We start from the raw sequence: 12,477 nt of genomic DNA on the forward strand, positions 1-12,477 counted from the left end.
CCCGCGCCCTCCGCGGATGGAGCAGGAACCGTCGGGTCGCGCCCGGCCACCCGACGTTTCCTGCTCCATCCGCGGGGCGGGCCCCCGGGCGGCCCGCGGGTCAGGCCCCGCCGAGCGCGCGCGTGGCCAGGTGCAGCGCCAGACGCGTCTCCGGGTCGCCGAGGTCCACGCCGAGCAGCCGCTCGACCCGCGCGACCCGGTCGGCCACGGTGTTCCGGTGCACGCCGAGCACCGCGGCGGTCTCGGCGACCGAGGACTCGGCGTCGAGGTAGGCGGCGAGCGTCGCCCGGAGCGCTCCCCCACCGCGTTCGAGCGGTGCGAGCAGCTGCTCGGCGGCCGGCAGGAACGTGTCGGTCTGCGTCCACGCGAGCAGCAGCTGCGCCAGCCCGAGCCGGTCGACGTGCACGAAGTACCCCGACTCGGGGCGCGCGGCGGCCAGGCGGACGGCGTCCCCGGCCTCGCCGAGCGTCCGGACCAGGCCGCCGGCGCCGGCGTGCACACTGCCGACGCCCGCGTTCGTGTCGACGGCGCCCCGCAGTGCCCGCTGTGCGGTGCGGACCGCGGTGGCGACCGCGGCGACCCCGGCCCGGTCGGGCTCCTCGGTCGAGGACCGCCAGAGCGCCCAGCCGTCGGCCTGCTCGACCACCGTGACGTCGAGGCCCGTCGCCGCGAACGCGACCTCGACCTCGCGCCGGAGGGCCACCGCGTCGACCGGCTGCCGCGCGACGAGCCGGACCCCGACGTGCCAGGCGTCGAGCTGCCACCCGGCGGCGATCGTCCGCTGCACGAGGGGCGGTGCGGGTGCGCCGTCGGCCGCGCGGAGGTCGTCGAGCATCGCCATCCGGTACCGGGCGTCGCGCTCGTCGTCGAGCCGCGTGAGCACGAGGCGGTGTCCCGCGGCGACCGCCGCCACCCGGAGGGCGGTCGCGAGCGTGGTGCGCTCGGCGGCCAGCGGGGCGTCGAGCCCGACGGCCAGCCAGGCACGCGGGCCGATGCCGGTCGGGACGGGGACCGCCACGACGGTCTCGCCGAGCTCCGCGCCGTCCGGGTCGGCGGTCGCCCACACCGGCTCGCTCGTGCCCACCGTCCGGGCGAGCAGGGCAGCCGTCGCCGGGGCCACCCCGGCGCCGCGCAGTGGTCGGCCGGAGGCGTCGAGGAAGCGGACGGCGTGGCCGAGCTCCGCCTCGAGGCGGCCGAACAGCTCCTCGAGGTCGGGGCCGGCGTCGAGGCCGACGCGCGCCACGGCAACCGCGGCCCGGGCGGCCGGGGCCTCGCCCGACCCGATCAACTCGTGCATCCGGACCGAGGTCGCCCACGGGTCGGGCGTCACCACGACGCCGACGCCGAGCCGGTCGGCGAGCGCCGCGGTCCCCGGTCCGGGCGCGGGCGCGCTGTCGGTGACCGCGACGACGAGCGCGGTCACCCCGGCGGTGGCCGCGCGACGGAGCAGCACGTCGAAGCGGGCGTCGAACCGGGTCACGGGGGTGAGGAGCACGACCGCGTCGTCGGCCGGGGTGAGCGTGCGACCGACCTGCTCGGGCGGGCCGACCACACCACGGACGGCGGCCACCGCGCCGGACGCCGGGCCGACGAGCAGCGCCGTGCCGGACGGCAGCAGCGGGAGGAACTCGGCGACCGGGATCACCGGGCGCCCCCTCGCGCGGGCCGCTGCCCGGGCTCCGGCACGGGATCGGCGTCGATGCCGAAGGCGCGGGGTGCGACCCGGTCGGTGCGGTGCGGTTCCGCCCACCACCACGGGGCGCCCGGCAGCACGACCACGGCGAGCTCGTCACCCACCCGGGCACGGTCGGTCGACACCGGGCGGAGGGACCGGGCGTCGACCACGACGATGCAGCTCGGTGTGCTCGCCACCGGTTCGCCGTCGACCAGGCAGTGCACCCACTCGCTGCCGGCCTCGACCCGCACCACCGCTCCGGTGCCGGCGTCGCGGATCGCCATCGAGCCGTGCACGAACGAGACCGCGTCGCCGCCGCGCTGCACGTCGAGGACGCGTCCGCGTGCGACGAGCCGGCCGCCCGACACCGCGGCGAGGTGCTCCACGTCCCGCGCCCGGCCCGCGGCTCGTCCGGTCCGGACGGCACGGGTCACGCTGCCGTCCACGGCCCGCCCGGCGAGCAGGTCGGCGTCGACGGGGCCGATCGCGAACGCGGCCCACCCGCCGCTGTGGGACACCGCCTCGCGCCACACCGTCTCGAGGTCGCGCGGGTCCGGCGCGTCGACGACGATGCGGAGCCCGCTGGACGTCACGGCGGCCGCGGTGACCGTGGGCAGCGGGTCGACGAAGAGCGACAGCTGGTCGATGCGCGGCGTCGCGCGTCCGACCAGGTCGGCATCGACGAGCGGGAGCCCGGCGGCGTGCGCGGTCAGGGCGGCGGCGGGTCCGGTGACCCCGCCGATCTGCGCGGCGACGACGGCGTCCGCACGGCGACCGGTCCAGCGTTCGACGGCGGCGAGCGCGTCCGGCAGCTCGCGGCCGCTCGGCGTCTTCTCCTCGAGCACGGTCGTCGACCCGACGAGTCCGACTGCGATCACCGAGTGTGCGGGCCCGTCGAGCGGGACGACGGGGACCGTGTCCGCGCCGAGCGCGACGCGGAGCGCGTGCACCATGTGGTCGACCTGTCCGCCGCCCCCGCAGCCGAGCAGCGCGGTGCCGCGGCCGAGGTCGACGGCGTCGCCGGCCTGGAGGCCCGTCACGGCTCCGTCACGCGGGTCACCCTGGTGCACACCCCATGCTCTCACCCCGTGGTCGCCCGGGTGCGGACGCGGCGGTGCCGCTCACCCCTGGTCGCCCGGGTCCGGACGCGGCGGTGCCGCTCACCCGGCCGGAGCCAGCTGGCCGTGCAGCTCCTCCACCGGAACGAAGGCGTCCTCGAGGCCGAAGCAGGACGGACCGAACACCGCGAGCGCCTCGGGCGTGCGCATCAGGTCGGGCGTCGAGACCCCGACCACGCGGACGCGCTGCCCGTACCGCAGGCGCTCGGTGGTGATCGGCTCCGCGGTCTCGGCGTCGAGGACGCAGATCAGGTCGGGCACCACCGCGACGAGTCGGCCGTCCCGTCGGGCGACGAGGTTCTCGTTCTGGAAGGCGATCTCGAGCGTGGACCCGTCGGCGTCCTGCACGACGGCGCGGCCCTTCGCGAAGCCGTCCACCGTGCGACGCTCGACGTCGACGACCTTGCCGTCGAACAGCTCGCGCAGGTGCGTGTAGATCGTCTGCCCGAACGCCTCGGCGAGTCCCTCGACGGGGTCGCGGTGCTGCTCGCGGGCGAGTCGGACGGCGCGGCCGACGGACAGCGCGAGCGAGAGCGTGCGCGGGACCGCGGTCTCCCGGACCTGGCGTCCGGTCATGGCGTACTCGGCGATGTACGCGACGCCGCCGAGGCGGATCGTGACACCGCGGGCGAGCCACTCCATCTGCCGGTTGTCGTGCCCGGTGTCGATGACGACGCCGTGGCCGTTCTCGTCGCTGATCGCGAGCGGCGACCCGGGCACACCGTAGACCGAGAACGTCTCCATCTGCAGCTCCGGGAACGCCCGGCCCATGCCGTCGGCGTCGACGACCGGCAGACCACCGGTGGCGCCGACGAGCAGCGGGATCATCGAGTTGATGCCGCCGCACTCGATCGGCATGGTGGCCGTCGCGGTGCGGCCCAGGTGCTGCTCGAGCCGGCGGAGGGCACCGAGCGGCTCGGGTCCGGCCGGGATCCGTTCGAGCACGACCGTCGGGGCGCCCATCTGCGCGGTGGGGATGACGAACGCGTCGTCGTCGAGCTCGGACGGGTCGAGGATCGTCACCGGACCGTGCTGCTCGATGGCGGCCTTGACGAGGAGCATCCCGATGGTCGGGTCGCCGCCGCCGCCGGTGCCGAGCAGTGCGGCACCGCGGGCGAGGTCGGGCAGGTCGTCGACGTCGATGGTCCAGCTCACGGCTGTTCTCCTTCGCTGACGGTGCCGTCGTGGCGGACCGCCGGGGTGTCGTAGCCGAAGTACCGCGGGCCGGCGAGCGCGAGGCCGGCCGGGCTGTGCCACCGCGGGTCGGCGGGGGCCGTGACGATCCGGACGCGCGCGCCGAACCGGAGGCCCTCGGTGGTGATCGGTTCGCCGGTCTCGGCGTCCAGGGTGACGATGAGGTCGGGAGCCGTGGTGCGCACCGAGCCGGCCACCTCGACCAGCAGGTGCTCGTTCTGGAACCGGAGCACCGCCTCCCGTCCGGTGTCGTCGCCGGAACCCGTGACGCGGGCGGTCCCGCGCGCGAACCCGGTGACGGTCTTCCGTTCCACGTCGGCGACCTTCCCGCTGAAGACGACGCTGCCGCCGAGGGTCGCGGCGACCGCCGCGACCGGGTCCGCGTTGGCGGCGCGCGCCGCGACCAGGGCCTCGCCGAGGCGGACGCACAGCGACAGGCTGCCGCGCACGTACGACTCCTTGACCTGCGCGCCGGTCATCGCGTAGTTCGCGGTGATCGCGGAGCAGCCCATCTCGACGGTCGCGGTCCGGGCGAGCCGTTCCGCCCACCGGTTGTCGACCGTGCTGAACACGGCGGTGTTGCCCTTCTCGTCGGCGAGCGCCATCGGGGTGGCGCTGACGCCGGCGAGCGTCGGCAGGACCATCTGCACCTCCGGGAACGCGCGTCCCATCGCGTCGCCGTCGACCAGGGGCAGGCCGAGCTCGGCGGCGGCGACGATCGGGCTGGTCGAGTTGACCCCGCCGACCTCGATGCAGGCCACGTGCGTGGGCGTCACGCCGAGGTGGGCGGCGAGGCTGCGGACCGCCTCGGCGAACTGCGCGCCGGAGGGGAGCTTCTCGACCATCACGGTCGGTGCGCCGATCATCGCGACGTTGAGCACCACGGCGTCGTCCGGCAGGTCCTCGACCTGCACGACGGTGACCGGGCCGTGCTCGCGGACGGCGGCCTCGGCGAGGAGCCGGCCGATGTACGGGTCGCCGCCGCCACCGGTGCCGAGCACGGCGGCACCGCGCGCGAGGTCGGCGCAGTCGCCGTCGACGACCGTGAGGGGGCGGACGGTGGGGGCTGTCGTGGCGACGCGTGCCGACGTGCCGCCGGCGTGCGTCGACGCGTCGGTGTGTGCCTGATCGTCGGTGTGTGCCGGTGCCGCGCCGTGGGTCGGCGCGGGTCCCGCTGCGATCGTGCTCACCGGACCAGGGCCCCGAGTGCGAGGTCGCCGACGGCCTTCGCGCGGATGCGGGTCGCGTTGCCGGGCAGGTACGGGATCGGGACCTCGTCGAAGTCGACGATCGCGACGGTCGCCGGGTCGGCCCCGGCGGCGACGGCCCGGTCGATCGCCTCCTGCCGCGCCTCCTCGACCACCGTGGCACGGCCGCCGTCGATGATCGCGTAGACCTTGTCGACCTCGCCGGAGACCTGCGCGATCGCCGCGCCGATGGCGTTCGCGACGGCGTAGTGCTCCGGGCGGTGCACGGTGCCGAGCCCGGGCAGCGTGTCCGGCAGCAGCACCGAGCCACCCCCGACCGCGACCACCGGCAGCGGTGCCGACGAGGTCCGCATGCGCTCGACGACGTCGGCCACGCGCTCGGCGATCACCGCGAGGGCGCGCTCGGCCACCTCGGCGGGCACCTCGGCGACCCGGTCCGGGTCGCCGATCGTGCCGCGGCCACCGCGGACGGCGACGTCGGTGGCGGTGAGCGTCGTGCCGCCGAAGACGAGGCCGTCCTCGGTGAGTCGGTAGCCGACCGAGTCCGGGCCGACGAGCGCGCCGTCCTCGCGGATCCGGGAGCCGCCGCCGATGCCGATCGACAGCACGTCGGGCATCCGGAAGTTCGTGCGGATGCCCGCGACCGCGACCTCGCCGGTGGCCTCGCGCGGGAACCCGCCGGTCAGGACGCCGACGTCGCTCGTCGTGCCGCCGACGTCGACGACCGCGCAGGTGTCGAACCCGGACAGCACCGCGGCGCCGCGCATCGAGTTCGTCGGACCGGAGGCGAACGTCGCGACCGGGTACCGGCGGGCGTACTCGACGTCCATGAGGGTGCCGTCGTTCTGGCTGAGGAACAGGGGCGCGTCGATGCCGCTCGACGCGACGGAGGCGGACAGCCCGTCGACGATCCGGTCGGCCAGCTCGCGCAGGGCGGCGTTGATGATCGTGGCGTTCTCGCGTTCGAGCAGCCCGATGCGGCCGATCTCGCTCGACAGCGAGAACGCGACGTCCGGTCCGAGCTCCGCGGCCAGGATCTCCTGCGCGCGCTGCTCGAACGTGTCGTTGATCGGCGAGAACACCGACGAGATCGCGACCGACCGGATGCCGACGGCGCCGATCGCCGCAGCGTGGCGCTTCAGCTCGTCCGGGTCGAGCTCCGAGATCACCCGGCCGTCGAACTCGTGGCCGCCGTGCGCCAGGAACGCCCGTCCCTGCACCGCGGTGACCAGGTGCTCGGGCCAGTCGGTGAACGGGGGCAGCGAGGCCGTCGCCGGGAGCCCGAGGCGCACGGCGGCGGTCGGCGCGAGCCCGCGGGCCTCGATCAGGGCGTTGATGAAGTGCGTCGTGCCGATCATCACGCCGTCGATGTCCTCGGACCCGAACGCCCGCTGCTCGCGGAGCCCGGCCAGTGCGGCGACGATCCCGGACGTGACGTCCTGGCTGGTGGACCGCTTCACGGCCGCGGCGACCGTGCTGCCGTCCATGAGGACGGCGTCCGTGTTCGTGCCGCCGACGTCGATGCCGATGCGCATGGGGTTCCCTTCGGGGTGGAGCGGGGTGGTGCGGAGCCGTGCGGGCCGCTGGTGGACGCCGGGCTGCCGTCGGGCGGAGGTGGCGGTCGACGTGGGGGGACGCCGACCGCCGGTCCGGGGGCGACGGTGCCGGAGCGGGGCGGGCGACACCGTCGCCGGGTCGCCGGGGCGGGGACGGCAGCCGCGACCGGGGCGGCCTCGGTGCGGCTGACGCCGAGGCCACGGACCAAGCCGGCCTTGCCCGCGACCACGTACAGCACGAAGGCGATGACCACCGAGTTGATCGACGGGATGCCGACGGCGACGAAGTACCCGACCACGGCGGCGACCGCCCAGATGACCAGGGTGGCCGGTACCCACGTCGGACTCGTCGGCGGCAGGCCCTCGCTCGCGCTCAGCTCGGGGCGCCACCGCTTCACGACGAAGTACTCGGCGATCATGATGCCCGCGATCGGCGGGAAGACGACGCCGAGCACGATGAGGAACGGCGTGAACGCGTCGAGGAACCCGACGGCCGCGAGCAGCGACCCGACGACACCGAGCACGAGCGTGACGACACCGCGGTTCACCTTCTTGCCGAACACGACGTCGATGAAGTTCGTGACGCCGAGGCTCGAGCTGTAGATGTTCCAGTCGTTGATCTTGAAGGTGCCGAGCAGGATCACGAGGATGCCGACCCAGCCGACGCTCGACGTGATCACGCGGGTGATGTCCGAGGAGCCGACGGCGTGGGCGAGCAGGACGCCAGCGAGGCCGATGACGTACTCGCCGAGGGTGACACCGAGCGCGGTCTGCTTGACGACGTCGCCGACCGAGCGGTTGAAGCGCGTCATGTCGGGCGTGATGACGGCGCCGACGATGAAGCCGCCCGCGACGAGCGTGGTGCCGGCGACGAAGCTCAGCTCGGGACCGGCCGGGGCCTTCGCGGCGAGCTCGGCGAGCGAGTGCTTGCTCAGCTCGACGACGACCGCCCACCCGACCAGCACCAGGAACAGCGGCACGGTGACGTTCGCGAGCCACTGCATCGAGTGGAAGCCGCGCAGCACGATGGCGGTGACGAGCAGCCCGAACACGAGCGACCACGCCCACGCGGGCAGGACCGGCAGGATCGCGACGAGGCCAGCTGCCGAGACGCCGGACTGGATGCCGAACCAGCCGATCAGGCTCAGCCCGATCGCGAGCCCGACGAGCGCCGACCCGGCCTTGCCGAACCCGGTCCACCGCGCGATGACCGAGGTGTTCAGCCCCTCGCGCATGCCGATCACGCCCACGAACACGGACACGACCTCGAGGATCACGGCTCCGAGCGTGATCGCCCAGAACGCCTCCCAGAAGCCCATCCCGAAGCCGAGCGTCGCACCGAGCAGGAACTGGGACAGGGCGGAGATCTGCCCGAAGCGCTGCACCGCCACCTGGAACCACCCGTAGCGGGCGGACATCGGGACGCGGGACAGGGAGTGGTCGTCGACGACGACGGACGGGGCTGGTGGTGCTGACGCTGCACTGGCCATCGGGTGCTCCTGGGGGAAGGGGTGCCGGCCGGGGCGGCCGGGTTGGAGCAACCGTAGTGAGCGCCCGGCGACCGGCGGCACGTGCACTCCGTCGTTACGGGAACGTGAATCGGTGCACTGTGCACAGCCGCCGTCGGCGGCCGCCGGCACCCGCCGGCACCCGCCTGCCCCGCCGAGCGCCCCGCCGGGCGCCCCGCCGTCCGCGGATGGAGCAGGAAACGTCGGGTCGAGGTCCGCCACCCGACGTTTCCTGCTCCATCCGCGGGGCGGGGCGGGGTTGGGAGCGCCCGGGAACGACGAAGGCCCCGCCGCAGTGCGACGGGACCTTCAGTGATGTGCGCTCGAAGGGACTCGAACCCCCAACCTTCTGATCCGTAGTCAGATGCTCTATCCATTGAGCTACGAGCGCATCCGGCTTTCCAGCCGAACTGGCCTTGCGGCCGTGGAAGACTCTACAACAGGTCCGGCGCGGACGCGAATCGAGCTCCTCCGGGGCAGCCCCTCGGCGTGTCGCGCGGGTCAGGCGACGGTCGGCTCCTCGTCGAAGACCTCGGCGAGGAACACCTGCAGCGCCCGCCACGACCGACGGTCCGCGCGCTCCTGGTACTGCGCACCGTGGTCCGGGGCGTCGGTGCCCGGCACGGCGAACGCGTGCATCGCGCCCGCGTAGGTGACGACCTGCCAGTCGACCTCGGGGGCGCCGCGCATCTCGTCCTGCCACGCGGTGACCGCGCTGTCCGGGACGACCGGGTCCGAACCGCCGGTCAGCACGAGCAGCTTCGCGCGGATCGCCGACGCGTCCGACGGGTCGTGCGCGATGAGGCCGCCGTGGAACGACACCGCACCGACCAGGTCGGCACCGGTCCGGGCGAGCTCGAGGGCCCCGGAGCCGCCGAAGCAGTACCCCATCACGACGATGCGGGAGTGGTCGACGTCGGGGTCCTCGCGCAGCCGGTCGAGCCCCGCCGTGAGCCGGGCGCGGAACAGCGGCAGGTCCTGGTAGAACGAGCCGGCGACCTCGGACGCGGTGTCGTCGCCGGGACGGACGCCCTCGCCGTAGACGTCGGCGCCGAACGCGACGTAGCCGAGCCGGGCGAGCATCGTGACGCGGGCCTCGACGTGCTCGTTGACGCCGTGCCAGTCGTGCACGACGAGGACGCCGGGACGCGGCCCGGACACGGCGTGGTCCTTCGCCAGGACACTGAGGAGCGCGGTGCCGTCGTGGTCGTGACGGACGGGCTCGACGCGGACGTCGGAGCCGGCGGGAGCGGGGACGGTGGACAGGACGTCGTCGGTGGTCTTCACGGTGCGCGACGTTACGCCGCGCGACCAGGAACGGGACGGGAGGCGCGGTGCGGGCCCGCACCGCGCCTCCCGTCCGACCGCGCGCACGACGGGAGGCGCGTCACCAGCCCGCCACGCGCCTCCCGCCCGACCGCGTCAGCAGTCGACGTTGTCCCAGCCCTCCGGCCCCTCGGACCCGGCCGCGTAGTCGTCGAGCGGCGTCTCGCCGGAGCGCCACGCCTGCAGGAACGGCTCGACGACCTTCCACCCCTGCACCGCGCTGTCCCCGCGCACCGACAGGGTCGCGTCGCCCTCGAGCACCCCGGCCAGGACCTCGCCGTAGGCGCTCAACCGCCCCGGGTTGAACGTCGTCGACAGCGAGGTGTGGTCGATCGTGTACGGGTCGCCGGGGCCGTTCACGTTGAGCTCGAGCTGCATCTCGTCCGGGGCGATCCAGATGCGCAGCTTGTCCGGCCGCTCGGGCCCGGTCAGCCCGTTCGGCACGTGCGGGGAGTCCTTGAACGTCACGACGATCTCGCGGCGCTGCTTCGCGAGCGCCTTGCCCGACCGCAGGGTGAACGGCACGCCGGCCCAGCGCCAGTTCGCCACCTCGACGGTGAGCTGCGCGAGGGTCTCGGTGCCGAGCGAGGGGTCGACACCGTCCTCGTCGACGTAGGCCGGGAGCGACCGGTCGCCGATCGTGCCCGCCGTGTACCGGGCGCGCTTGCCCGCCGCGACCACGTCGCCGCCCCACGGCCGCACGGCCCGCAGCACGAGCTCCTTCTGGGTGCGGAGGTCGTCGGCGTCGATGGACGCGGGGGCCTCCATCGCGACGACGGCCATCACCTGCAGCAGGTGGCTCTGGATCATGTCCACGAGCGCGCCGGCCTTGTCGTAGTACCGCGCGCGGCCCTCGAGCCCGAGGGTCTCGTCGTACACGATGTCGACGCGGGCGACGTGCTGCGACGACAGCAGCGGCTCGATGATGCGGTTCGCGAACCGCAGCCCGAGCAGGTTCAGCACGGTCGACCGGCCGAGGAAGTGGTCGACGCGGTGGATGCGCTCCTCCGGCAGGAACGAGTGCAGCAGGTCGTTGAGCTGTTCGGCGCTGCGGGCGTCGGTGCCGAAGGGCTTCTCGAGCGCGAGCCGGGTGCCGGCGGGCAGGTCGAGGTCCTTGAGCACGGCGCAGCTCTTCTCGGTGACCGCGGGCGGGAGCGCGAAGTAGATCGCGGGGTCGTGGTGGCACGCGGCGAGCAGCGCCTCCAGGTCGTCGGCGTCGGTGACGTCGGCCTTGCGGTAGGTCGACGCGTCGACGACCGCCCGGAGGCGCGCGCTCAGCCGCTCCCCGCCGTCGTGGGCGCCCTCGTCCTCCTCGTTCTTCGACGCCTGCGCGTTCTCGAAGGAGGTCCGCACCTGCGCCTTCCAGTCGGCGTCGGAGAGGTCCTCGACACCGGCCCCGACGAGCTGGACGTCCCAGTCCTCCTTCACCTCCAGCAGGGTGGCGAGGCCCGGCAACAGCAGGCGCTTGGACAGGTCGCCGCTGGCTCCGAGGATGAGCAGGCTGGTCTGGAGGCTCGACATGCCCCAGAACGTACTCACGCGTTCCGGCGCGTGGCCGGGCTGCGTCGGTACGGTGGGTCGAGTCCGTCGCGGAGGAGCACCATGAGCAGTGGGTACGGAGGGCGACGCATCCGCGTCGCGGTGGTCGGCACCGGGATGATCGCGGGGGTCCACGCCCGCGCCGCGCGTGCGGCCGGCGCCGAGGTCACCGGCGTCCTCGGTCGGACGCCGTCGCGGTCCGACCAGGTCGCGGAGCAGCTCGACGTGCCGCGCGGGTACGCCTCGCTCGACGACGTCATCGCCGACCGTCCCGACGTCGTGCACGTCTGCACGCCCAACGACCAGCACCACCCGCAGGCGCTCGCGGTCATCCGTGCGGGCATCAACGTCGTGTGCGAGAAGCCGCTCGCGATCGACGCCACGCAGGCCGCCGAGCTCGTCACCGCCGCCGACGAGGCCGGGGTCGTCGCCACGGTGCCGTTCGTGTACCGGTACCACCCGATCGTCCGGGAGATCCGCGCACGCATCGCCGCGGGCGAGCTCGGTCGGCTGCTCGCGGTGCACGGGCACTACCTGCAGGACTGGATGCTCGACGAGGACGCCTCGAGCTGGCGAGTGGACGCCGGTGCGGGCGGACTGTCCCGGGCGTTCGCGGACATCGGGTCGCACTGGTGCGACCTGGTCGAGTTCGTCACGGGCGAGCCCTTCGCGTCCGTCTCGGCCGCGACCGACGTCGTCTACCCGACCCGACCGGCGGCCTCGGGGCCGTCGTTCTCCGGTTCCCCCGACCCGGACCCGGTCGCCGACGCCTCGCAGCGCGCCGAGGTGACGACCGAGGACACCGCGGTCGCGACCTTCCGCACCGCCACCGGCCGGATCGGCAACGTCGTCGTCTCGCAGGTCGCCGCCGGGCGGAAGAACCGGCTCTGGTTCGAGGTCGACGGCACCCTCGGGTCGGCCGCGTTCGACCAGGAGCAGCCGGAGTCCGCGTGGTTCGGCAACGAACGCGGCGCGCAGATCGTCGTCCGCGACCCGGCCCTGGGCTTCCCGGACCAGCGGCGTCTGGCGGTCGTGCCGGCGGGGCACCCGCAGGGGTACCTCGACGCGTTCGCGGCGTTCGTCGCCGACACCTACGCCGCGGTCCGCGCCGAGGGCGACCGTTCGGCCTGGCCGGAGGGACTGCCGACGTTCGCGGACGGGGCCCGGGCGGCGCAGGTCATCGACGCGGTGGTCGGCAGCGCCGCCGAGGGTGCCTGGCGGCAGATCCGGTAGGACCCGGGACACCGGCGTGACGCGACGTGGGCCTTCCGCGGGGCGCGCCGCGGGCCTTCCGCGGGGGCCCGCGGGCCTTCCGCGGGCGCGCGCGGGCCTCCCGCGGGCACCGGGGAGCTG

At 74.5% G+C, this 12,477-nt stretch carries 8 protein-coding genes, 1 tRNA gene and 1 pseudogene; 1 reads left to right on the forward strand and 9 read right to left on the reverse strand.

All coding sequences use genetic code 11. From position 1 onward, the window contains the following. Nucleotides 1–100: 100 nt before the first annotated feature. The 9 genes and pseudogenes from QOL16_RS13335 to QOL16_RS13375 form a co-directional block, all read right to left on the reverse strand. Entirely contained in the window at nucleotides 101–1,645 is a 1,545-nt protein-coding gene (locus tag QOL16_RS13335) for a helix-turn-helix domain-containing protein (protein ID WP_065964262.1), read from the reverse strand. Further along, entirely contained in the window at nucleotides 1,642–2,745 is a 1,104-nt protein-coding gene (locus QOL16_RS13340; protein WP_175473026.1) for a DUF917 domain-containing protein, read from the reverse strand. Before QOL16_RS13340 ends, QOL16_RS13335 begins: the two co-directional genes overlap by 4 nt. 90 nt (nucleotides 2,746–2,835) lie before the next feature. Continuing rightward, nucleotides 2,836–3,948 carry a DUF917 domain-containing protein gene (locus tag QOL16_RS13345; RefSeq protein ID WP_065964259.1) on the reverse strand — a complete coding sequence of 371 codons (1,113 nt, stop codon included), beginning with the start codon at nucleotides 3,946–3,948 and terminating at the stop codon, nucleotides 2,836–2,838. Then, on the reverse strand, nucleotides 3,945–5,177 hold the full coding sequence (locus QOL16_RS13350; RefSeq protein ID WP_302847171.1) for a DUF917 domain-containing protein: 1,233 nt from the start codon (nucleotides 5,175–5,177) through the stop codon (nucleotides 3,945–3,947). Before QOL16_RS13350 ends, QOL16_RS13345 begins: the two co-directional genes overlap by 4 nt. After that, nucleotides 5,174–6,730, reverse strand: coding sequence for a hydantoinase/oxoprolinase N-terminal domain-containing protein (locus tag QOL16_RS13355; RefSeq protein ID WP_071282171.1), 1,557 nt, complete (start codon nucleotides 6,728–6,730; stop codon nucleotides 5,174–5,176). The genes QOL16_RS13350 and QOL16_RS13355 overlap by 4 nt, the downstream gene beginning before the upstream one ends. Before the next feature lie 164 nt (nucleotides 6,731–6,894). Next, nucleotides 6,895–8,241, reverse strand: a pseudogene (locus tag QOL16_RS13360) (cytosine permease); the annotation flags it as partial. A 336-nt stretch (nucleotides 8,242–8,577) separates the two neighbouring features. Next, nucleotides 8,578–8,650: transfer RNA gene (locus QOL16_RS13365), tRNA-Arg, on the reverse strand. Between the two features lie 110 nt (nucleotides 8,651–8,760). Further along, the gene (locus tag QOL16_RS13370) at nucleotides 8,761–9,546 is read right to left on the reverse strand and encodes a dienelactone hydrolase family protein (protein WP_071282173.1); all 786 of its coding nucleotides are present in this window, start codon (nucleotides 9,544–9,546) and stop codon (nucleotides 8,761–8,763) included. 135 nt (nucleotides 9,547–9,681) lie between these two features. Beyond that, nucleotides 9,682–11,106, reverse strand: a complete 1,425-nt coding sequence (locus tag QOL16_RS13375) for a glucose-6-phosphate dehydrogenase (RefSeq protein ID WP_071247776.1) — start codon at nucleotides 11,104–11,106, stop codon at nucleotides 9,682–9,684. Nucleotides 11,107–11,187: 81 nt separating this feature from the next. Here QOL16_RS13375 and QOL16_RS13380 point away from each other — a divergent pair, with 81 nt between their 5' ends. Next, nucleotides 11,188–12,357 (forward strand): Gfo/Idh/MocA family protein, encoded by a 1,170-nt coding sequence (locus QOL16_RS13380; protein ID WP_071282175.1) that lies wholly within the window; start codon nucleotides 11,188–11,190, stop codon nucleotides 12,355–12,357. Nucleotides 12,358–12,477 lie beyond the last annotated feature (120 nt).

It is taken from the genome of Curtobacterium sp. MCBA15_004 (assembly GCF_001865055.2).
GTDB lineage: Bacteria > Actinomycetota > Actinomycetes > Actinomycetales > Microbacteriaceae > Curtobacterium.